We start from the raw sequence: 25,863 nt of genomic DNA, 5'->3' as shown, positions 1-25,863 counted from the left end.
GAAGAGGTAGACTAGACCATGAATAATTCTGTCGAAAATAAGGAAAAGGAAAAACGCTTGCAGAGAGAGTTCCCGCGTGTACAATTCCCTTACGACAATCGAGTGGATCCATCTCGCGTAGATGGCTCTTCTCGTAAGATAATTGAGCTCGAGGTGCCAGAAGTCGTGTCATCCAAAGTAGCATCGATCAGCAACCATTCCGATACGCGCATGCATATTGTCATAATGGCAGGTGTTCTATCGGTCCTTCAACGATATGCCGGCGTTCCTGAAGTGGCCGTTGGTTCGCCCGTATACAAACAAGTTGGCGGAGATGAGCATGTCCCAGGCTTTTTCCCGATCTCATGCAGGATTGACGACAAGGTATGCTTCAGGGAGCTCGTTCTTTCCGTCAATCAAACCGTGAGGAAGGCGCTTGACCACCCGGAACTAACTTGGACACCCGAGAGCGGGCCAGCGCCTGATATTGGCGTTATTGTTCAAATGGATGGCATACATCGCAGTATCGGGCATTCGTCCGCATACTCGGATATGACCTTTACTATCCAAAGGGAGGAAGGCAACTTATCGCTTAAGATCGATTTCGACGCGACACGATACGAAGATTCAGGAGTATCTTCAATCGGACAGCATGTGGTTCAGCTACTTGCTAGCGCGCTCTTCCAGTCCGACCAGCCGATCGACGAGATAGATATCTTGCTAGAAGCCGAACGTGCGAAAATATTGGATGAGTACAATCGTACAGAGAAACCTTGGCCCCACTGGAAGACATTGCACGGCCTTGTGCTCGAACAAGTACAGTGTAATCCCGATCGCATTGCGTTAGTGCATGATGAGGAAACGCTGACCTATCGCGAACTAAACGACAGAGCCGATAAAGTTGCACAATTCTTGAGCAAGCAAGGCGTTGTCAATGAAACGGTCGTAGCGATTATGATCAAACGTTCGATCGAGATGATTGTCGGCATATTGGGCATTCTCAAAAGCGGCGGAGCTTATTTGCCTATTGGGCCCAATACGCCGGTGAACAGGGCAACCATGATGCTCGAGGAGTGCGCGGCTTCGCTAGTCCTTACGAATACTGCTACGTTGACAGGTTCGAAGTCTTTACAGAACCTGCGAACTAGCAATGTAGCAGAAGTGTACGAAGTGGATCGGATCGTGGAAAACATCGATAACAACCTGCATGCGGACGTCAAAGTGGCCTCCAGTGACCTTGCCTATATTATGTTCACATCCGGGTCTACCGGTAAGCCGAAGGGCGTCATGCTTGAGCATCGCAACGCCGTGAATACGATCGATTGGTTCGTTACGATTACCGGGTTAAATGAGAATAGCCGTACCTTATTAACCTACAACTATACGAGCGACCCTAGCGTAGAAGATATTTTCGCCCCGCTATCAGTAGGAGCTACCTTATATATTACGGATGAATACTTAACGATTGATCACATTCGTTTTCGTGAATTCGTCCAACGACACGGGATTCACATCTTAAACTTCGTTCCGAGAATGATTCGAGAGCTCTTATCTGGTGCACCGAAGTTGGATAGTCTGGGGATCGTTCTGTCTGGCGGTGAGGAATTGGAGGATTCCCTAAAAGACGAGTTGCTCCAGTTGGGATATACCGTATACAACAATTATGGACCGACTGAGGCAGCCATTGACTGTTTATCGGAACGTTGCGGGCGGCAAAAGGTAACCCTTGGCGGTCCTATTCAGAATATGAAGTGCTTTATCATGAATCCGGCCCATCGACTTGTGCCGTTCGGAGGCATCGGCGAACTGGTTATCTCTGGAGTTGGTTTGGCAAGGGGCTATATCAATCAAAAGGAATTGACCGACAAGAAATTTATTGATAATCCGTTGCTTCCAGGCGACAGGATGTATCTAACGGGGGATATGGCAAGATGGTCGCGGACCGGCGCTATCGAATTTCTTGGAAGAAGCGATTCGCAAGTCAAAATCCGGGGGTATCGAGTCGAGCTGGGAGAGATCGAGGCTTCGCTGCTGTCGCATCCCCGTATTGTCGATGCAGTTGTACTTGCCAGACCGGATATGAGAGAAGATGACCTGGTTATATGCGCATATGTGGTTGTCAAACCTGGCTATCGAGAAACTGACGCTCGACAGCATCTTACGGAACAGCTCCCTGCGTATATGGTGCCAGAGCACATTGTGGAAATGGACAGAATACCATTGAATGCTGTGGGAAAAGTCGATAAGCTGTTGCTTCCTAAACTTGCCCCCGAACGAAATTCTGAAGCGGAAGTAGCGCAGGATGGCATGGACATGGAAGGAAGAGAAACACATCAACAGGGCAACGCAGAGCAGGTTTTGGCGGGGCTATGGAAGGAGCTGCTCGGAATCGATGCTGTTTCCCGCTCAAGCAACTTCTTTGACTTGGGTGGCACTTCGATGGATATGATTCGGTTGAATAGAATGATTCAAGAGCGAATGGGACTCCATATTCCAGTCGTCACCTTATTCAGATTTCCGACAATTGCCGCGCTTGCCAATCATATCGAAGAAAAGGAGGTCCACAAGTGAATTCATCCGAGACCAATCGGGCGGAGAAAGACCATGCGATTGCCGTAATTGGGATGGCCGGAAGATTCCCTGGCGCCGATAACATAGAGCAATTCTGGACCAATCTCGAAAACGGCGCGGAATCCATCACCTTTTTCTCCAAAGATGAGCTTGCTGAGCATGGCATCGAACCCGAGCTTTTAAATCAAGAAAATTATGTAAGAGCCACTGGGGTCTTAGAAAATGCTGAATATTTCGATGCGGGCTTCTTCGGTTATTCCGCTAGAGATGCGGAGACAATGGATCCTCAGATCCGTTTGTTCATGGAGTGCGCTTGGGAAGCATTCGAAAATGCAGGGTATACGCCGGATGACTATGAGGGACGCATCGGGCTATACGCAGGAGCTTCATCTAATGTGCTCTGGGAGTACTTGTCAAACATGGCTGACACGGATGATAATGTTCGCTTCGAGGCAGGACAAATCAATGATAAAGATTACCTCAACTCGAACGTATCTTATAAATTGAACCTGAAGGGACCGAGTGTTTCCGTATTCACGGCATGCTCTACTAGTCTTGTTGCCATCCACATTGCATGCAAGGATATTATTGAGGGACGCTGCGAAATGGCGCTAGCGGGAAGCTCATCTGTATCTCTTCCCCAAGAAAAAGGTTATTTGCATCAAGAAGGCGGTATTTCTTCGGCAGATGGGCATTGCAGAGCGTTCGACGAACAGGCGAGCGGCACATTACTCGGGAACGGTCTGGGCTGCGTAATCCTAAAAAAACTTTCCGACGCGGTCGCCGACCGTGATCATATTTATGCCGTTATTCGCGGGTCAGCGATGAATAATGACGGCGCAATGAAAGCGGGATTCTCTGCGCCAAGCGTTGATGGTCAAGTTGAGGTGATCAGAGCCGCGTATGAAGATGCCGGGGTATCGCCGGAATCGGTGAACTACGTCGAGACACACGGCACCGCTACCCGCCTGGGGGACCCAATTGAAGTGGAAGCGCTTCGTCTAGCTTTTGCGACGGATCAACGGAACTATTGCGGGATTGGATCGGTTAAGACCAATATCGGCCATTTGGACAGTGCCGCGGGCATTGCGAGTTTTGTGAAGACTTCTATGGCACTGAAGCATGGAAAAATTCCGCCCAGCCTGCACTACAGTAATCCGAATCCCTATCTTGATCTGGATAATAGTCCCTTCTATGTCGTGAGTGAGCTAACGGATTGGAATTCCGAAGGTCCTAGGCGTGCGGGGGTATCGTCACTCGGCATCGGAGGGACTAATGTTCATATCGTCATGGAAGAAGCGCCACCGCTTCCGGTCCGGCCTACTTCAGATAACGCCAAGCTCTTCGTCTTGTCTGCGAGAAGCGAAGTAGCGTTAGATCAGATGAAATCTAACTTTAAATCGTATCTGGAGCACAACCCGGCAATCAACTTAGACGATGCGGCCTATACGCTTCAAACGGGTCGTAAAAAGTTTCCATATCGGATGTCATTTGTATGCAGCAGCCGTGAAGAAGCGTTGGATTGTTTAGAAGCTGACCCGTTGAAAAGGACAAGAAGAATGCATTCTGAGGTTGAACAAGCCAAACTTGTGTTCATGTTCCCGGGACAAGGGGCGCAGTACATCAATATGGGTTTGGGACTGTATAAGAACGAAGCGGTGTTCAGAGATGAGCTCGATCAATGCTTCCAGATCCTACGAAACATAACGGGTACCGATTACAAGGAGATACTGTATCCTGCGGAAAACAAGCAATTGGAAGATCAAGGATTGGAGAATACATCATTGGCTCAGCCGCTCATCTTCAGCTTCGAATATGCATTGACCAAGCTGTTGATTCATTGGGGAATGGACCCGCATGCCATGATCGGATATAGTTTCGGCGAATACGTGGCTGCATGCATTGCCGGAGTATTCACGCTTGAAGATGCGCTGGGAATCACGGTGTTTCGCGGCAAGCTGATGCATGAGATGCCGGCAGGAGCCATGCTCAGTGTTCCACTGCCGGAGGATCAGGTGCTAGCGTCCTTGACTGAAGAAGTATCCTTGGCGGTCGTTAATGGACAGTCTTGCATCGTATCGGGAACGGTTGAAGCGATATCGGCTTACGAGTCAAAGATGAAAGCGATGAAATTGCTGTGCACACGGTTGCCAGTAACGCATGCAAGTCATTGCAGACTTACAGAAGGGATCGTTGACAGGTTTCATCAGTACATGCGAAGCGTGAAGTTATCCAAACCGAGCGTTGCATATATCTCAAGCATCACAGGTGGTTGGATTAATCCCGATCAGGCTATGGATCCGAATTATTGGGTCAGTCACCTGCAGGATACCGTTCGGTTTGCAAAGGGGATTGAGACATTGGCAAAGATCCCCAATTGTCTTTTCGTCGAAGTAGGTCCTGGGCAAGATCTTAGCGCCCTCACTAGAAGGTTTGTTGCCGAACAGCATGCCCGGCAGATTGTACCGCTTGTTCGCCCTAAGGTGAATTCGGTTCCGGACATTCAATATATCTTGAATAATTTGGGCTGGCTTTGGATCAATGGAGCATCAATTCGGTGGGATAACTTATATAGTTCTCAGGAACGGTATAAGGTGCATTTACCCGCGTACCCGTTTGAAAGACAACGATACTGGAAGTTAATGGACCTATATAAGAAGGGTGCAATCGGCCAGCAACCTGTACGCAGAGCAACCAAGGTTAACTTGACCGATTGGTTTTATACACCTTCCTGGAAATATGCGAAGCCCATAGGAGGACTGCGTCAAGCCGAAAAGATTCCTTGGTATGTGTTCTGCGACGGTTTTGGTCTAGGAGAGGCCATCGTGGAGTCGCTTCGTTCTCAAGGAATCGACGTCACCGCGATTTACCAAGGGTCGGCGTTTCAGGAGAAAAGCAACCAAACGATTGTGATGCAGCCTGAGATCGAAGAACATAATGCAAGGTTAGTGCGCATCATGGAATCCGCTAACTCCATAAATATCATTCATCTCTGGGGATTAACGGATGAAGCGGATTTTGAACAAATTCAAATCAGCGGGTTATACAGTCTCGTAAATTTGGCCAAAGCGCTTGGAGCATCCCGCATCCAGGGAGCAATCCGGATTCAGACGGTAGGCGACTCCGTATTTGAAATCGATGGAACCGAGACCATGGTGCCTGCCAAAGCAACGGTGACGGCGGTTAGTAAAGTCATTCCGCAGGAGAATGCGAACATCGCCTGCCAATATGTCGATATTGTGAAGCCGCAGGATAATGAGATGATTCGCGACCTTGCAGGGGATCTGATCAACGAGTTCCAATTGAATCGCTTGGAGCCTACGGTAGCCTATCGCAAGAGAAAGAGATTGGTACAAGATTTCCAAGCTCATCAGTTGACGCCGTTGCCCTCCGAAGGCCAAGAACAATATAAAGATAAGTCCTTCTACATCTCAGGCGGATTAGGCAATATCGGTTACACTGTTGCCGAACACCTAGCGGGAATAGGCGCAACGCATCTCGTCCTTTCAGGGCGGACCGAAATTCCGGGCCGGGGAGAATGGGGTAGCTGGTTATCCACTCATGGTCCGGACGATCACATTAGTAGGAAGATTGACAAGTTGAAGCGACTGGAAGCATTGGGTGCGAATGTACACTATATCCAAGCGGATGTGGCCGATGCCACCCTACTAAAGGCAGAAATTGGGGAATTTGAGCGTCTGTATGGCCCGGTCCATGGCGTAATCTATTCGGCAGGCGTCACAGAAGGGGATTCCTTAGCATTAATTAGCTCGATTCAAAAGACTCACTTTGAAACGCAGTTTCACTCTAAAGTGAAGGGATTGACGGTTCTTGAGGAGATTTTCAAGAACCAGAAGCTAGACTTCTGTATCATCTTCTCGTCCCTTGCTTCCATTCTAGGAGGGATCGGATTCAGCGCATACGCTGCTGCTAACGCTTACGTAGACCATTTTGTGTCCTGCCACAACCAAAAAATGCTTAACCGTTGGGTTAGCATCGATTGGGATGCTTGGCCCTCCGAGAAAGGGAAAGCATCCGGTATTCGGACAACCTTGGACCAGTATACGATGACCTATCAAGAGGGAATAGAGGCGATGTTCCGCATTATTGACCATGCGGTGATGGACCAGGTCGTCGTATCGACAGGTTCTCTTACGACACGGATTGAACAGTGGGTGAGCCAAGCAGGCGAAGAAAATGCGGATCTCGCGGATTCGGCTGATCGCTCATACGATTCCCGACCCAACTTGTCCTCGGATTATGTTGGATCGCGCAACGCCTCGGAAGAAGAATTGGTTTCCGTTTGGGAGCAGTTTTTTGGTGTAAAACCGATTGGCATTCACGATGATTTCTTCGAGCTGGGCGGCGATTCTCTTAAAGGCATAAATCTCCTTGGGAAAATCCATAAGCGAATGGGAGTGCGCCTACCTATCGCCGAAGCATTCAAGCATCCAACGATCGAAGGCTTTGCCCGATTTATCATGAATGGGGAGAAAGACGACTTTATATGCTTGCCAACCGCGCCGGAGCGATCTTATTATCAGCTCTCGGCGGGACAGAAACAAATATATTACATGGACGTGATGGCGCCGAATGCGTTGCGGTACAATATGCCGGCCTGCGTCGAAATCGATGGCAGCGTAAGCAAAGAGCAAGTCGAAATCGCATTTTGTGCTCTAGTGGACCGGCACGAAATGCTGCGAGCTACCATTCAAACGGTTGACGGAACTCCGGTGCAAGTCATTCCCGATCGCCATGAATCTTTCGCTATCGAGTATAGCGTGGTCAAGGGCGAGGAGTTGGAGGAAAAGAAGCGCCAATTTGTTCGTGAGTTTGATCTTGGAAGCGGTCCGCTCATCAGGGTAGCTTTGTGGAAAGTTCACGATCAACACCATATTTTAATGTTGGACACGCATCACATTGCATGTGACGGAGTATCCACAGGCATACTCATTGACGAATTTACCCGATTGTATCGAGGCGAATCCTTGCCGCCCGTTCGTACGCGATACCGCGATTACGTGGAATGGCAGCAGGAGCGAATTGCATCGGGCGTCTTAGCCGATCAGGAACGGTATTGGCTGAATCAATTCTCGGGTGAGATTCCTTCGCTTGACCTTGCGGCGGACGGTAAGAGGGGGAGCTCCAGCTCGTACCTGGGAGATAAGGTGTACGCGAGAGTTGACAAAGCAAGCACGGCCGAAATTATGCGGTTGTGCAAGGAACAGAATGTTACCTTATATATGCTGTTGAATGCGGTATTAGGGACGTTGCTGTACCGGTACACGCAACAGGAAGATATGGTCATCGGCTCTGCGGTTGCAGGACGAACGCACGAAGACTTCCAGGAAGTGATCGGCATGTTCGTGAACACGATTGCGATGCGTCACCGCCCAGAGGGGGATTTGCCTTTTGCGAGTTATTTGCAGAATGTAAAGTCGACTGTCATGGAGGCATTCGAGAACCAGGAGTATCCATTTGACCGGCTTGTGGAGAAGTTGTCATTGCATAGGGAGAACGGCCGGAATCCGCTGTTTGATATCATGTTTATTCTGCAAAATATGAACATCGGAGCAATCGAATTAGACGATGTCGTTGTTAAACAAAGCGACCAAACCGTTCTGGCTTCCAAATTCGATCTCACCTTGTATGCCGTAGAGAAAGATAAGGAAGAGATTGAATTTATATTCGAATATAGAACGGATCTATATTCGAATGAATATGTAGAACGTCTCGCTCGCCATTATATCAATATCCTGCTCGATGTCATTCGCAGGCCCACCGTGGAACTCGGGCTAGTTCAAATGTTAGACGAATCCGAGTTGAAACACATTCGGCATCTATTAAGCGGAGATGACCGTAAGCTGGATGAATCGTCGGTACTGGAACAATTCGAGAAGCTTGCGACCGCATATCCGCATCAAGTCGCAGTCTTATGCGATGGTTGCGAATTCAGCTATTCGGAATTGAATGCTAGAGCTAATCGGGTTGCAGCCTATATGCAGCATTCGGCAGTGGAGAGCAGTCCGTTCATAGCGATCATGGTAGAACCATCAATTCATATGATTGCTGGCATTCTTGGGATACTCAAGCTAGGGAAAGCTTTTGTTCCAATCGATCCGAAGTATCCGGCTGACCGCGTACGGCATATTCTTCGCGACAGCTGTGCAGGACTGATATTGACCCAAACCCATCTGATGGATCTTTGTGAAGAAGAGAATACGTTTGCCATTGATCTCGACGCATTGAATTGGGATTTGGAAGGCGAAATCACTCTTCGGATCGAACGGAAAAATGACAATGCCGCTTACATGGTCTACACATCTGGCTCGACCGGTGTTCCCAAAGGCGTTGTGGTAGGTCATCAAGCACTTTCGAATTTATGCGGATGGCACCAAGAACAGTTTCGCATCGGGGGAGAAGATCGCGCTCTGAAGTATGCAGGATTAGGCTTTGATGCAACGGTGTGGGAAATATTCCCTTATATTTGTTCCGGCGCAGGTATCGTGATGTTACCAGAGCGGCTAAAGCTAGATATGCTAGGGCTGTCTGCATTTATCAACGACATGGGTGTGACGATTGCCTTCTTGCCTACGCCTATTGCTGAACGGTTTATGGAGATAGGGGGGCCGTCATCGCTTCTGACATTATTGACTGGAGGCGAACAGTTGCGTAAATTCACTCCTGTTGACTATACCGTCTATAATAACTACGGACCGACAGAGAACACTGTCGTAACAACTTGCTTTACAGTTGAACGTTGGCAAGCGAACATTCCAATCGGAAGGCCGATCTGCAATGTAGACATCCACATTCTCGATAATAATCTACAGCAGCTGCCTATAGGCGTTCCCGGAGAGATTTGCATCTCAGGGAAAGGGTTGGCTAATGGTTATTGGAACAATCCGGATCTAACGAACGCGAAGTTCGTAATGCACCCGCTAGACCGTAATATTCGGTTGTATCGAACTGGCGACATGGGTAGATTGCTGCCTGATGGACAAATCGAATACCTCGGTAGAATAGATTCGCAGGTGAAAGTAAACGGGGTAAGGATTGAATTAGGAGAAATCGCCACGATCTTCATCCAACACAACGCAGTACGGGATTGCGTTGTGGATGCCGTCCGAAATCGGGACAACATGTTGGATCTGACTGCCTATATCGTATCGGAACAGCAGCTAACCTTGGATGAACTATTGCCGTTCTTGAAGAAGCAACTTCCGGTGCATATGATTCCCTCACATATCGTGCAAGTGGCGGATATCCCAATTAACGCGAACGGCAAGGTAGATCAGAAGGCGCTTACGAGTGCCGAAGGAGTTAAGTTGGTCAGACAGCATGGGGAGATCATCCCTTGCTCCACCGACACTGAACACAAATTGCATGCTGTCTGGAAAGAAGTTTTAAATTACAACGATGAATTCGGCACGGAAAGCAACTTCTTTGAGTTAGGCGGAAATTCTATGCGGGCGATAACGCTGGTCACAGCAGTGAAAGAAGCCTTTCAGGTGGAACTGCCGTTATCAAGAATATTCAATCAAGCATCGCTTCAGGAGATGGCAGAAGAGATCGAGCGCCTCCCGAAAGCAGAAGCTTGGAGCCGCATTTCTATCGCACCGAAAGCAGACCATTATCCATTGACTCCCTCCCAGAAGCGGATGTATTTGCTACAGCAGATGAATGAACAATCGATGGACTACAACATTCCATTTGTTCTTTCGCTGGAGGGGGAAATTGATATTGAACGTTTCCAACACGCATTTGAAGCGCTGTTTGCCAAGCACGAAGCCCTTCGAACAGAATTTACCGTTATCCAAGATCAAATTGTTCAGAAGGTAAGGGATGAGGTTGACTGCCAAGTCCAGTATGAGGAAATCGAAGAACCGCATGGCATGCAGGATGTACTGAAACGATTCCTGCGACCGTTCGACTTGACGAAGGCCCCGCTTTGCAGGGTAGTTTTAGTCAAAACGGGGGACAAAAAGCATTTGCTTATCATAGACATCCATCATATCGTTTCAGACGGCGAATCTGTAAAAATCTTGCTAAAAGATTTTACAGCTCTATACAAAGGCGAGGACACTCGTACACGTAGTACTTCCTATATGGATTATGCAACGTGGTTAGACTCCAATGAACAGCGTGCTCTCTTGAGCCGTCAAGCCGATTTTTGGTTGACTGCTTTGGACCAAGTGCCGTACCTGCAGATTCCAACGGACTTTCCTAGAGAGAAGAAGCTGGTTTCGGGAAGCGAGCTGTGCAAGGCAACGCTGAACGAGGAGTATACTTCAAAGCTAATGAGGTTATCGAGGAAGCACCAGGTTACGCCATTTATGATTATGTGGAACTCATTCCATATTCTGCTGGCTAAGTATTCCGGTCAAAATGATTTTGCGATCGGAACGCCGGTAGCTGGACGGAGACATACGGATATTCAAAATTGCGTTGGGCTATTCGTGAACTCGCTGGCTTTAAGGCATCATTTGGACGAATCGGACACGTTCTTATCCGGACTCCTGAAGGCGAAGCATTCGATTATTAGTGCGTTTGACCATCAAGATTATCCATTCGATGAGATCGTACGAAAATTAGGGGATTCCGGCGCTAATAGATTGATGCCTGTGTTTAATACAATGTTCTTCCACCAGTCGCTGGCGGATCAGTCCCTGGAGCTACCGGATTTGACCGTTCGTTCCGAGGACTTCCATAACGGAGCGTTGAAAGCCGAGATTTTGTTGACGGCAATCGAACAGCACCAAGATATAACGTTCCAGCTAGAATACGCTGTAGACTTGTTCCGGAAAGATACAGCTTCGCGGATGCTGGACCGCTATATCGAAATACTGAAACAAGCGCTGGATAATGAGAACATTGGCATTGGCGAAATGACGCTGTCAAGTGACCGATCGGTTGCCAAAAGCGTATTATTGCCGGAGCTTCTCGATGATTTCGTATTCTGAAGCAACCAGTAAGAGACTGGAGGATGTCAATGATATTCGTGATCGGAAAAGTGATTGCATACTTCTTCATTTGGACGCTGTATTCGTACGGCGTCCATCGGCTGGCGCATATTCCCCATAAGAAAAACATTTTATACAAAATCCATATCGTGCATCACCGTGTCAAGTACGGGGAATCAAATTGGCCTGAGCCTTCGAACTATTTTTTTTGGTTCGGGGGCTTGAAGGCTTCGCTGGATGTTTGGATAACGCTGACAGCACCCCTAATTGTACTTACCTTCATCGATCCGATTCCAGGAGGGATACTGCTGGCGTTTCATTATGCTTATGAAGTGTTCTTAGCTGGTAAGGTTGTTGATCACAACCCGAGAATCAGGGGCATCATCACCCGATGGCTATCAATAGGCACATACCATTTGAAACATCATGATTTGTACAAGTGCAACTATTCTTTTTTTATTACCTTGTGGGACCATATATTTCAAACAAGCGATAAGAAGTTTCTGGCGGTAAGAGGGATAAAGGGGAGAAGAGAATCTTGATGAGAGAGATGCTGACCGAAAAAACGGTAATTGCCAAGCAACTTGTTGCTGAAGAAGCTTACTGGCTGGGCAAACTGTCAGGCGTCGAAGACCATACCCACATTCCGTATGAATTGACCGATACGGCTGTGTCTGGGGAACGTAAACAAGCGAATATCATTATCCCTACGGAAATATTTGATAAAGTGAATGCCATCTGCGGGGGAGTTGAGGAACGCATCCACGTGTTATTGGTAAGCGTTCTCTTCGCGTTGTTGTATAAATGCACGGGTCGCCGGGATCTTATTATTGGCTCCCCGATGCACCATATGGGCAAGCTCGAGAACGGTTGGCTTAACGCTGTCCTCCCATTAAGAGAAAGCGTAGATGGCGAACTCAGTTTTAAGCAATTGCTCTCGAAAGTTAAGGTTACCGCTCATGAAGCATTTCAACATCAGAATTATCCAACGGACGTATTGTGGGATAAGCTCAACCTTGATCAATCGGGGGAAGGTTTTCCTCTGTCGGATTGCATGTTCATGCTTGAGAATATTAGCCCTGCAGGATGGGAAGATCAAATTGCTTGCGGAACGCTCTTTGCTTTCCGCTATTCGTCTACGGATTTGCAGGGTCGATTGGAGTATGACAGCTCTTTGTATACGGAAGCTGTGGCAACGAGGATTGCTGGATATTACGTCCACATGCTACGAGCTGTGGTGGCGCAGTCTGACGAGCAGTTGCGGAGTATTCGGCTCATTACGGAGGAAGAGCTTCACAAGTTGCTGTATGAGCACAATGCAACCAGCTTGGACTTGCCAATAAACAAGACAGTCGTGGATTTAATTGATAAACAGGCTGAGCTGTATCCAGAACAAATCGCAATCGTATATCAAGATGAGTCGGTCACCTATTCGGAGCTTATGGCGAGAGTGAAGCAGACGTCCTTCATCTTGCGCAACCATGGTGTAGGCCCCAACTGCATCGTTGGGCTCATGCACTCCCGTAGCATTAATCTAGTGGTTGGCATGCTTGCGATATTGAAGGCAGGCGGGGCATACTTGCCAATTGACCCGAACTTTCCTGAAGATCGCATAGCTCATATGATTACGGACAGTCAAACAAAGTGGGTAGTCACGGAGCGCGATTTGGTGGCAAGGCTTGAAGGCTATGCGTTGCACGTTATCGAAGTCATAGAGGGGACGGCCGATCCGGGATTTATGGCAGAGGCAGTTGCAACCCCGATTCACGGGGATCATCTGGCCTACTTGATGTATACTTCAGGCTCAACAGGAAAACCGAAAGGCGTCATGGTTACCCATGGTAATGTCCTCAACTTCGTAACCGGTATGGATGCGGTGATCCGGCCTTCGATGAACGAGGCATTTCTCGCTTTAACGACGGTATCATTCGATATATCCGTACTTGAATTATTGTGGACGTTATCGAAAGGGATACAGGTTGTCCTTAAGCCCGAGGACCATGTAATGAATCATTCGTACGATGCGTTTTTACGCGTCGGGCAGATGGATGAAGTATCTTTCAGCCTATTGTTTTTCTCGAATTATGGCGCAGAGGACGAGCGGGAAAAGTATCGGCTATTCTTGGAAACAACGCAATTCGCCGATCAGAACGGCTTTGAAGCAGTGTGGGTCCCGGAGAGGCACTTTCACGAATTTGGAGGCCTGTTCCCTAATCCGTCTGTTCTGTCAGCTGCTGTAGCTGTAAAGACGAATAAGCTACGCATCCGTTCGGGTAGTGTTGTAGCTCCGCTTCATCATCCTGCCCGCGTTGCGGAGGAGTGGGCCGTCGTCGATAATCTTTCCGGCGGCCGCGTCGAGCTGGCATTCGCTTCCGGCTGGCATTCGGATGACTTTGTATTTTACCCCGAGAGGTACGATAACCGGGTCGATGAGATGTTCGGGCAAGTCGATGTGATCCAGAAGCTTTGGCGGGGAGAGGAGCATCAGTTTCTGAACGGGTCCGGCAAACCAGTCAGTATCAAGACATATCCTAGACCGTTGCAAGCCGAACTTCCGATGTGGATTACGAGCGCGGGAAGCCGCGATACCTTTATTCGGGCTGGCCGAATCGGCGCGAATATTCTTACGCATTTGTTGGGTCAGGAAGTTGAAGATCTGGAAGAGAATATTAAAGTTTACCGAACGACGCTTGAAGAGTACGGCTATGATTCCAGTAAATCCAAGGTTGCAATTATGCTACACACGTTTATCGGGGACGACGAGCACGCTGTGAAAGCAAAGATCAAGTCACCATTCTGCGAATATATCCGTTCCAGCATTGGATTAATGAAGAATTTGGCACAAAGTCTTGACATTCCAGATGTTGAGAGTTGGCTTGGATCCAAAGTGAGGACAGACGAGCTTGTCGAGCTGGCGTTCGAGAAATATTGGTCCAGGGCAGCGCTATTCGGCACCCCGGAAACCTGTTCCTCCTTAGTCTCGAAACTCAGTCGAATGGGCGTCAACGAGATCGCTTGTTTAGTCGATTTTGGATTGTCCGAAGCAGATATCAGGGAAGGGCTAGAGCACTTGAACCAGGTGAAAGGCAAGTTTGACGGAACAATTGAGGCACGTCAGTCAGAACGGCAGCTCCGACCGGTTACCCAAATGCAATGTACGCCCTCCAGATTAAAGATCATGCTACAGGATAAGGAGTCACACAAGTTCCTTCGTTCGTTGAAGACGATTTTAATTGGCGGCGAGAAGCTGGATGAAAGGCTCATTCGCGAGTTGCGCGAGGTCACCGATGCAAGAATTTTAAATATGTACGGACCGACTGAAACGACGGTCTGGTCTTCGGCATATGAGATTCAAGCTGATCAGCAGGTATCTATAGGCAGACCTATTGCTAATACGCAAATCTATGTACTAGATGACGACCTTAGTCCGTTGCCGTTCAATACCGTCGGCGAAATATGCATAGCCGGTCTGGGGGTTACCGATGGATACTGGAATAATTCAGCTCTTACGGCAGAACGCTTTATTCCTAATCCATTTTCTAAAATAGAGTCTGACCGGATATACCGTACGGGAGATCTAGGTATCATGCATCGTGACGGAAGTATGGAAGTAGTTGGAAGGAAAGATAACCAGCTTAAGATACGAGGGTACCGAATTGAGCCTGGCGAGATTGAAACTGTACTGCATCGTCACCCACATTTGGAAGAAGCAGTCGTTGCCGGGCGGGAAGGATCGGAAGGGAATATGACGCTTGCCGCGTACGTCGTTGCCTCTGGGGAGGTTACAAATGCCGAGCTTATTCGTCATCTTCGCCAAGAACTTCCGCTCTACATGATACCGAGCGAATTCTTCATTTTAGATCGGTTGCCTTTGACACCTAACGGCAAGGTTGACCGAAAGAAACTATCAAAGATGGCTCGCGCATACACGGGAGATGCCAGCCTTCCATCAGGTGCTCTAGAGAATCGGCTGCATGGCATCTGGAAGGAGCTACTGGAGCGCGAAGACTTCGGGGTCAACAGCAATTTCTTTGAGCTTGGAGGTCATTCTTTAAGCGCTATGATGATGGCCTTCCGCATTCATCGGGGATTTCATGTACAGATCCCTTTGAGGGAAATATTTGATAGGCAAACGATTAGTGGTATCGCTGACTATATACGAACGGCGGAGCAGGAGACATATACGCCTATTCCTCGAGTTAAGGAGCGAACTTATTACCCGACAACGGCTTCGCAGAGAAGATTGTACATTCTTTCGGAGATACAAGGGGATTCGATCAGTTATAATATGCCAATGATTTATCGATTGGAAGGACCCTTGGATACAGAAAAATTATGCAACTGTCTGGGCAGCATTGTAGAAAGACATGAGATCCTCAGGACACGGTTCCAACTAGTCGACGGAGAACCGGTACAGCGAATGGTAGAACTAATGACGCTGGACATACCTTGCGAAACTTGCGAAGAGCATGAACTGGAGAGCAAGCTGAAAGAATTCGTTCGACCGTTTCGTTTAAAAGAAGACCTGTTAATTCGCAGTAAATTGCTACGTGTCGATAAGGAGACACATTATCTGCTCTTGGATATGCACCATATTATATCAGACGGTCCTTGGACGACAGGCATCATGATTCGCGAGCTTACGGCTTTATACAACGGGGACGAGCTTGAACCACGACCGTTGCAGTACAAGGACTACGCGATTTGGCATCATGAGCTACTGCGGTCCGATATCATGAAGCACCAAGAACAATACTGGTTGTCTGTCTTCAACGGAGAATTGCCTTTGCTCAATCTGCCCACAGATTATCCAAGGCCGCCGATTCAACGATATGAAGGGAAGCGTTTCGTTCACAAAATAAATAAAAAATTGACGAGCGAACTGGAGAGGCTGGCTGGTAAGCATTCCACGACGCTATTTTCACTATTGTTGGCGGTCTATTACACATTGCTGTCCAAGTATACTTCACAAGAAGACATCGTGATTGGCACGCCAACGGCGGGAAGAAATCATATGGATTTGGAAGATATGATGGGGCTATTCATTAATACGCTCGCGATCAGGAGTTATCCTTCTGGACAGAAAACGTTCCGTTCTTTCTTGGTAGAGGTCGCAGAACGAGTGCTTACTGCTTTCGAGCATCAGGATTATCCATTCGAGGATTTGGTCACGAAGTTGAATGTGCAACGCGACTTGAGTAGAAACCCGCTCTTTGACACGCTATTTGTGCTTCAGAATACGAAACACGAAGTCAATGAGATGGCAGGGCTGAAGTTTGAGGCGTTCGCTTACATGCCCGACATTTCCAAATTCGATTTGACTTTGCAGGCGGAAGAAATGGAAGGAGAAATCATACTTCATTTTGAGTACTCTTCAGCGTTGTTCGCAGAACGAACGATTGAGCGGATGTCGGAGCATTTCGTGCAAATTGCTATGCAGGTAGCAAATGATCCTGAGGTGCCGATATCCTCCATTGATATCATGACGGAAAAGGAACGCTTACAAATAACGCAGCATTTTAACGATACGCGACGGGAGTACGATCGAGAAGCTACCGTTCATGCTCTGTTTGAGAATCAAGCGGAGCGGTATCCGGATCGGATGGCGGTCAGATGCGGAACGGATTGCATCACATACAGGGATTTGAACGAAAAGTCGAGTCGCTTGGGGGGCTACATGCGAGCCAAAGGAATCGGCAAAGGGAACTTCGTGGGAATTATGCTCGAGAGGTCAGCGGATTTGCTGGTGGCGATCCTTGCAACGTTGAAAGCCGGAGCCGCTTATGTGCCGTTAGATCCCACTTACCCATCTGAGAGGCTGAATTATATGCTTGAGGACAGCAACAGCCGGTTGTTGCTGACACAGGAGGACCTCGCAGGCAGAGTAAGATTCGAAGGAGAGATGATTATTCTTGGGCGAGATGCAGGGATGGTACCTGTGGAGAATGACCTATCGGCTCCTAGAACGGCAAGCGAAGGCAGCGATTTAATGTATGTGATTTACACATCTGGTTCTACGGGCAATCCGAAAGGGGTAATGATCGAGCATCGTAACGTCGTTAATTTCATAGTTGGAATAACGGATACCATTCCGTTCGTTCCTGACTCCTCGGTGCTTTCTCTAACAACCCTATCATTCGATATTTTCGTGTTGGAAACGTTGTTGCCGCTCACGATGGGCATGCAAGTCGTTCTCGCAAGCGATCAGCAGAGTAAAGATCCGGACAGCTTGGCCAAGCTGCTTGATGAGGTGCCCATTGATACTATCCAACTGACGCCATCCCGCTTGCAGTATTTCCTTGGAAGTGTCAAAGTCAGCAGTCATCTAAAGACCGTGAAGAATATCCTCATCGGAGGAGAGATGCTTCCGCACTCCTTGTTGCATCGGCTCCGTGAAACGACACAAGCACGGATCTACAACATGTACGGGCCGACGGAAACGACTGTATGGTCATTGCTTGATCGGCTGGATACGAGTAGCGAAATTACAATAGGCAAGCCCATTGCCAATACGAGAGTTTATGTTGTGGACACGGAATGCCGATTGCTCGGCATTGGAATCCCGGGCGAGCTGTGTATTGCTGGTGATGGGGTCTCAAGGGGGTATTGGAACAATGCTGAACTGACCCGCACGAAGTTTATTCGTTCGCCGTTTGCAGATAATGAGCTCCTGTACAGGACAGGCGACTCCGTCAAATGGTTGCCGGATGGCAGGCTTCAATTCTTGGGAAGATTGGATAGCCAGGTCAAGATCAGAGGATACCGGATTGAAGTAGGTGAAATTGAAAGTATTCTCAATCAGTTTGAGGATGTGCGTGAAGCCGTTGTAGTCCCATGCCAGTCCAATGCGGGATTGCAATACCTGGCGGCGTATTACACCGCTAATCAATCAATTGATACAGCTCATATTAGAAGGCATGCAGCAAACAAACTCCCAGACTATATGATTCCTGCTGTATTTGTAGAACTGGATACCCTGCCGCATACGCCAAACGGAAAAATAGATCGGAAGGCGCTTCAGGCCAAGCAACCTCAGCTTGAACAAGAGAAGCAATCGGTAGCGCCTGCGACAGAGGTCGAGAAAGCGTTGATAGAGATATGGAATGCTCTAGTCGGTATAGGATCAATCGGGTTGCATGATAGCTTCTTAGAATCCGGTGGGAATTCGCTCATACTCGTCCTGTTGGCTGAACAGATCGAACAGCTGTATCCGGGCGTGATCACTGTGGCAGACTTGTTTGGTTTCCCGACGATCGGACAGCTGGCCGGACAGATCGAGTCAACACTGAAGGCAAATTCCGTATCCGGGAAAGAAGTGCATGGCGTGAAACTTCCGGAGCTTTATTTCCTTGCCGAAGCCGGTACAGTTAGGCAGGAAATCATGCAATTCGTGCTCACTGCGGATGAAACTTCGGCGATCACGCGCATTTCGAATCGGTACGGCGTACAGCACTTCGATGTCATTGCTGCCATCTATGCGTACCTGCTGGCAGATGTGATAAATCAGGACGAGGTTTCAATCAACATACAGACAGGAGCTTCGGTTAACTCCTTTGTGGTTCAGTTATTGGATGCGGAACACTTCTCCGATGTCATAGCCTCTGCCGCAAAAGGGCTTCTTCACTCAGAGAAGGTTGCCGATCCGCCAATCGTCAAGCCGGATGGGTACGCTTACTTTGTATTAGTTCAACATGCTACCAGAGCCGTACCCGGCCGCTATGATATAGCTTTTAGAGCTTGGCTTGCTGGCGGAGTCATTCATGTATCTTGCGAGAACATGACCTCGCGTGTGAGCATGCAAGCCGTCAACAGATTATTTCAAGCTTTCCGACAGCTTCTTTCGAACATAGAGGAAATGATTAAATCATAAAGACAAGGACTGATAAAGTTGATAAAAATTGCATTGTTATTCCCCGGTCAAGGTTCGCAGTATGTAGGTATGTGTAAGTCGCTCATCGCTGATCACGCCATCGTGAAGTCGACATTTGATGAGGCCAGCGAGGCGTTAGGCATCAATTTGACCCAAATCTGCTTAGAAGATCCCCACTCCGAATTGTCAAGGACGGAGATCACGCAACCAGCGTTGCTTACTGCCGGTGTAGCGATGTTTCGACAGTATATGCAGGAGATCGGCATTCTGCCTGCATATTTCGCAGGCCATAGCTTAGGAGAAATTACCGCATTGACATGTACGGGTGCCATCGCCTTCGAGGATGCAGTGCGAATCGTACGAGCAAGAGGCAGATTCATGCAAGAGGCGGTCGGCATCGGTCAAGGTGCGATGGCCGCCGTAAGCGAAGTCGATGTTCATGACGTGGAGGCGGCTTGTTCGGATGCGGGGAATGTCGCGGTTTCTAACTATAACTCGCCTCGGCAGGTTGTCATTTCCGGACTGGCCGAGGACGTTGAACGTGTATCAGAGCAATTAGCTGCGAAAGGTGCAGTGGTCAGGGCACTGAATGTAAGTGCACCGTTCCATAGTCCATTAATGGCACCTGCTGCCGCCCAATTCAGAGAAGAACTTCAACAATATAAGTTCAGAAATCCGATATGGGCAATGGTATCGAACGTCGATGCGAAAGTATACAGAGATTCCACGAAAATCATAACGAATCTGACAAATCAAATGACCATGCCGGTTCGCTGGTACGAAACGGTCAGCCATCTAAGTGAAGTTGGGGTTACTCACGCGTTGGAACTTGGACCGAAATCCGTGCTGAAAAATCTCATGCGGGATTGCGATACGTCGATAAAAACCTATTCGTATGACCACGAGAATGACCGTAAGGAGTTTGCCGTTCAGGTTGCCTCAGAGCTGAAGCGGGTACCGACCGTCGTGACCCGCTGTTTGGGTATCGCGGTGGCGACTCGCAACCAAAACTGGGATAACGAAGAGTATAAGCAGGGGGTAGTTATTCCGTATCGTCGTATCCAGGAAATGCAAGACGAATTGGACAAGTCTAATTCGAAACCAAGCTTGGAACAGATGAAAGAAGCGATTCTTATGTTAAAGAGTGTGTTTGCTACAAAGAGGGTACCTCAAGAAGAGCAGGAAGAGCGTTTTCACCAGCTACTTACCGAGACAGGCTCCGGGCATTTGTTAGCGGAATTCATATCGATGCAAGGTGTACATTCTTGAACCGAGTAGAGGGTGGTGAAGCTGTTAATGCGTAAGAGATTGCTTGATTGGAGCATGGAACAAAACGAGGATGGGCTCCCATCGCCCTCACCTTCTACGGTATCCAAGCATGATATCGCGATAATTGGCATGGACGGGCGAGTGGCAGGAGCCAACAACCTAGAGAATTATTGGCAAATGGTCGTAAATGGCGAGTGGTGCATTCGAGAATTGCCGGAACAACGTAAGCCTGACCCGGAGGCTTTTATGTCCAGAATGAAACATTTGGGTCTGGCGGAGAACGAATGGGAGTATTCCTTTGAAGGATTCCTAGACAATATCAGCGGTTTCGACGCTGAGTTTTTCCACTTGTCTCCCAAAGAAGCGGAGTTGATGGACCCTAACCAACGGTTGTTTCTTCAGGCAGCGTGGGCGGCTCTTGAAGACGCAGGTTACGGCGGCAAGCGAATCATTGGAACCAAAACAGGATTATTCGTCGGCTTCAGCTCCGACTTTGGGGAGTCCTACAAGGACTATATTCGGCTCCTTGCACCTGATCAGGAGGGACTATCGATTCCGGGCAATATTAAGTCCGTCATTGCAAGCAGGCTATCTTACTTATTGGATTTGAAAGGCCCGAGCATGCTGGTAGATACGGCATGCTCTTCCTCTTTGGTTGCCATCCATATGGCCTGTCAATCCATTCGTAACGGGGAGTGCGATATGGCGCTTGCCGGCGGAGTCAAGATTAATTTGCTGCCGCTAGTTGCAAGTATGGAAACCGATATTGGAATTAGATCTTCCGACAGCTTAACAAGGACCTTCGATGACCAAGCTGACGGAACGGGATTTGGCGAGGGTGTCGCTTGTCTATTGCTTAAGCCGCTTTGGAAAGCCATGCATGACGGAGATCATATCGAAGCGATTATCAAAGGCAGTGCGGTGAATCAAGATGGGCGATCATCCAGCCTCAGCGCTCCCAACCCTTCAGCGCAGGAAGAACTGCTGATTGCCGCTTGGGAAGACGCGAACATCCAGCCGGAATCCATCGCATATCTAGAGGCGCATGGAACAGGAACAAGGCTGGGAGATCCTGTCGAAATCAATGGGATTCAAAGAGCTTTTTCAAAATATACCGATAAGCGGCAGTTCTGTGCGATCGGATCTGTAAAATCGAACATCGGTCATCTCGACCATGCTGCCGGAGTGGCCGGACTTGTGAAGGCGATTATGGCCCTTAAACACCAGGTGCTGCCGCCAACCTTACACTTTAATCGTCCAAACCGCAGTATCCGACTCGAAGAGACCGCCGTATATGTCAATGATCGAATGCAAGTGTGGCCGCGAGGGAACGCGCCAAGACATTGCGGCGTCAGTTCTTTCGGTCTTAGCGGAACGAACTGTCATATCGTATTGGAAGAGGCGCCGAGCCTTGTTCTGTCTAGGGTTGACCATACGGAGACAAGCCATTTGTTTACGCTTTCCACTCGGGATGAAGACGCCATGCATAGGCTTATGCTCGAATATGTGGATTTCCTTGAGACCAAGGCAGAATTAAGTCGTTTGGCCGATATCTGCTATACCGTGAATACGGGAAGAGGCCGATATGCATGTCGTTTGGCTGTTGTGGCGAGCAGTAAGGAAGACTTGCTTGCCAAATTGAAAGGCATTGCGACTGACCCGAAACAGAGTTCGCAATCCGTGCAAGGAGTACATTACAATTGTGCAGTTCAAGGGGAAGAAGTTCGTATCGTTGAGATTCAGGATCCCAGGATAAAGTGTGCAGTTGAGAGCTATATGTCGGAACATGAGGTCGAATGGGAACAGCTTTATGAGGGGATCGATGTCAAGAAGGTGAGTCTGCCGACCTATCCCTTCTCGGCGGAACGCCGTTGGGTTGTGGCGAAGGAAGAGACGAGCCGGCCTGAGGTCAATATCGGACCGTCTGACGAGCGGCTTTCAATTCATAAAAGGAATCTATCCGATTGGTTCTACACGGCGACTTGGAAATATTTGAAGCTTGCTACTCAACCATTCCCGACCAGTCAACAGAAACCTTGGGTTGTATTTATGGATTCCCATGGTATAGGCACAAGCATAATCGATCAATTGCGAGCGGGGGGCAACACGGTGATTGCGGTTTCTGCCTCGTTTCGTTACGAAGTGACTAATCCGCATGAAGTGTCCATGCGAGTGGGTGATCAAAACGATTATGTTACTTTGTTCGAAACCCCGATTCTCAAACAAGCGGTCTCTGTGAATATTGTCCACTTATGGGGACTTAATAACTCAAGTAGCTTTGAGACGGCGCAGGTCAATGGATTATACAGCTTGATTCTCTTATCGAAAACAATCGGCAGGCTTGGGATGACGGATGGAACGAAAATTCAGGCTGTAACAGACCAGTTATTTGACATTACGGGCAATGAATCACTTAACCCTGATAAGGCGACTGTGCTCGCTGGCTGCAAAGTAATTCCGCAGGAGTATATGAATATCAGCTGCCAGTGTGTGGATTTGGATATGGCTGACCTCCCGGCGGGTACCACATTAGCAGCTAGACTGCTGGAGGAATTTAATGCTGACCGTTTGGAGCCCGTTGTAGCGATGAGACATGGTAAGCGACTCGTTCAACAAATTGAAGAATCAAGATCGTTCGGAGGAAGAGAGGATGCCTCTGCGATCGTTCAGGAGGCCGGGAATTATCTCATTGTCGGCGGGCTGGGAAATATCGGGTTTGTCGTTGCAGAATACTTTGCGAATATTGCTCATGTTCATTTGATTCTTGCAGGAAGGACAGTTCTTCCAGAGAGAAAGGATTGGGATCGTATGCTCGTCTCCGGCGACCTGGAGGTTTCGGTCCGCGCCAAAATGGAGAAAATCTTGCGTTTGGAAGCGCTTGGAGCCAGGGTTTCGCTCATTCAATCGGACATTGCGGATGAGCAGGCCATGTCGGAGAAGGTTAAGGATGTTGAGGCCGTATCCGGTCCTATCAAAGGTATTATTTACGCTGCAGGTATTTTGGAAGGGGAATCGATTGAACTCATTGATCGTATTCAAATCCCTCACTTCGAAGGGCAGTTTCAAGCAAAGGTCAAAGGACTTCAAGTACTGGACCGAATTTTCGAGGGACACAACCTGGATTTTTGCGTTGTTTTCTCTTCATTATCTTCAGTGCTTGGCGGTCTCGGCTTCTCGGCTTATTCGGCTGCGAACATCTTTGCTGACCATTTCGTCGTCAAGCATAATCAGACATCGGTCAATCGTTGGATCAGCATAGGATGGGATGCATGGCAGTCGGAGAGACGTGATGTATCGCTTAGGTCGACATTAGATCATTATACAATGGCGTACGATGAAGGACTTGAGGCCCTCAGCCGCATCATTGTCATGGGCAATCGTAAGTATGATCATGTCGTTGTATCGAGCGGATCTTTGGCCGAGCGGATGAATCAATGGATTCGAATGGGTACTGTTCAGCCTCAGTCTCCGCCCGTTCGTAACGCCGAGGGTTCGCTAGGAACCGGTATGAGGTCCGTAGCGATACTTGACTCCTTGCCTGCCGCCATAAGCATCGAGGGAAAAGATAACGGCAGTTACACGGCGACGGAAGTGAAGGTTGCAGATATATGGTCGAGAATGTTGGGGTTGACCAAGATAAACATTCACGACGATTTGTTCTCTCTCGGCGGCGATTCGATTATTGCTTTGAGGATCGCAAATCAAATAGGCAAAGAATTAAACATAAGTCTTCAGATCAGCGACCTGTTCGCGAATATGACGGTATCGGGATTGTCCGAACTCATTGACACGAGAAGCGCGAACGAAACGACTATAGGTCTTAGCTATATGAATCAAGCAATGATAGGTTCGGCGTTTGAATTGTCGCATGCACAAAAAAGAATTTGGGCTATACAAAAAATGAATCCCGAAATGACAGCGTATAACCTCATCTCAACGCTGTCCATTGAAGCTGAAGTATCGCTTGACCTCTTCCATAAGGCACTTAATCGGGTTGTAATGCGGCATGCGTCTTTAAGAACTTATTTCGTTGAGGATAACGGAGCGCCAAGGCAAATCATTAAACCGAGCGCAGACATTGTATCGGAAATGATCGATCTTTCGACGGAGGACTCGCCGCATATTAAGCTAGCAAGCCAAATCAGGCATCAGAATAGTTTGCCGATGGATCTAGGCGAGGTCCCGTTGCGAATCAAATTGTACAAGCTTCATGAGCGAAGGTATGAACTCTACGTCAACATCCATCACATCATAACAGACGGTTGGAGTATGAATATATTCAGTAACGAGCTGTTTGAAATCTATAACGGGCTGATAACCGGCCATGAAATCGAATTAGAGCCAGTTCCTCTGCAATACGTAGATTGGGTTGCGGAACAGGAGCAATTGGCATCCAGCAGCCGATATTTGGAAATGGAAGGCTACTGGATGAATGAGCTTTCCAAGCCATTGCCACTCCTAAACTTCATCACGGATTATAAGCGGCCGGAATTTCTGACTTATAAGGGCGGAGCCGTTCACTTTACGCTCTCGGACGTTCTGACTCAACAAGTGAAAGCCATGTCGCATCGCGAACGCATAACCATACAAGCTTTGCTGCTGGCAACCTATTTCGTTTTGTTGCAAGCATCGACCAGAGATGAAGATATTATCGTCGGCGTGCCGACTACCAATCGGAGCCGTGCTGACTTAGAACGAGTAATTGGATTATTTACGAATACCGTATGTATAAGAGCCCGATTGCAGCCTAATGATAGCTTCAGAGATTTCGCCAAGTATGTGAGCCAAAAGAGCTTAAAAGCTTTTTCGAACAGCCAGTATCCTTTTGATACGCTGGTTTCTAAGATTAATCCTGAACGTGATCCGAGCAGAACGCCGATATTCTCAGCCATGTTCCATTTCTCGAATCAAATTCCTCAAGAAGTGGAAGGGATAAGCTTATTCGATCTTAATTTATTATCCAAAGAGGAAAGCGGGCAGTTCACTTTCAGATTGGAATACAACCGCGATTTATTCCATGAAATGACGGCTTTGATGCTAGGTAATCATTTTCAATCCTTAATCACTCATATTATGGATAGGCCGGAGATCACGATTAACGAACTGGTCCGTCTCGTCAAGGATCAACGGACACAGGTGTCACCAGAAATTCAATCCATTGATTTTAACTTTTAGTTTAATAGGCTGTTATTCTGAATATACAAGGAAGGT

Annotated in this window: 6 protein-coding genes; all 6 read left to right on the top strand. The window is 48.2% G+C overall.

From position 1 onward, the window contains the following. Positions 1-18 precede the first annotated feature (18 nt). Genes ABIE27_RS20690 through ABIE27_RS20665 form a run of 6 tightly spaced genes read left to right on the top strand, consistent with a single transcriptional unit; the run spans position 19 to position 25,827 of the window. Positions 19-2,550 (top strand): non-ribosomal peptide synthetase, encoded by a 2,532-nt coding sequence (locus ABIE27_RS20690; RefSeq protein WP_123064859.1) that lies wholly within the window; start codon positions 19-21, stop codon positions 2,548-2,550. Continuing rightward, complete coding sequence (locus ABIE27_RS20685) at positions 2,547-11,513, top strand: amino acid adenylation domain-containing protein (RefSeq protein ID WP_429351383.1); 8,967 nt, start codon at positions 2,547-2,549, stop codon at positions 11,511-11,513. Before ABIE27_RS20690 ends, ABIE27_RS20685 begins: the two co-directional genes overlap by 4 nt. Before the next feature lie 29 nt (positions 11,514-11,542). Continuing rightward, positions 11,543-12,055, top strand: coding sequence for a sterol desaturase family protein (locus tag ABIE27_RS20680; protein WP_123064861.1), 513 nt, complete (start codon positions 11,543-11,545; stop codon positions 12,053-12,055). Then, positions 12,055-19,383 carry a non-ribosomal peptide synthetase gene (locus ABIE27_RS20675; RefSeq protein WP_123064862.1) on the top strand — a complete coding sequence of 2,443 codons (7,329 nt, stop codon included), beginning with the start codon at positions 12,055-12,057 and terminating at the stop codon, positions 19,381-19,383. The genes ABIE27_RS20680 and ABIE27_RS20675 overlap by 1 nt, the downstream gene beginning before the upstream one ends. Positions 19,384-19,401: 18 nt before the next feature. Then, positions 19,402-20,652, top strand: a complete 1,251-nt coding sequence (fabD, locus tag ABIE27_RS20670) for an ACP S-malonyltransferase (RefSeq protein WP_429351382.1) — start codon at positions 19,402-19,404, stop codon at positions 20,650-20,652. Positions 20,653-20,679: 27 nt separating this feature from the next. Then, complete coding sequence (locus ABIE27_RS20665) at positions 20,680-25,827, top strand: condensation domain-containing protein (protein WP_429351381.1); 5,148 nt, start codon at positions 20,680-20,682, stop codon at positions 25,825-25,827. Positions 25,828-25,863 lie beyond the last annotated feature (36 nt).

The organism is Paenibacillus sp. 4624 (assembly GCF_050435065.1).
GTDB lineage: Bacteria > Bacillota > Bacilli > Paenibacillales > Paenibacillaceae > Paenibacillus > Paenibacillus amylolyticus_D.
Note: the sequence above shows the minus strand (reverse complement) of the source record. Positions and strands in the feature narration are given on the sequence as shown.

Coding starts and splice junctions, on each gene's coding strand:
- ABIE27_RS20690 (WP_123064859.1), top strand. CDS start 19: ATGAATAATTCTGTCGAAAATAAGGAAAAGGAAAAACGCTTGCAGAGA.
- ABIE27_RS20680 (WP_123064861.1), top strand. CDS start 11,543: ATGATATTCGTGATCGGAAAAGTGATTGCATACTTCTTCATTTGGACG.
- ABIE27_RS20675 (WP_123064862.1), top strand. CDS start 12,055: ATGAGAGAGATGCTGACCGAAAAAACGGTAATTGCCAAGCAACTTGTT.
- ABIE27_RS20665 (WP_429351381.1), top strand. CDS start 20,680: ATGCGTAAGAGATTGCTTGATTGGAGCATGGAACAAAACGAGGATGGG.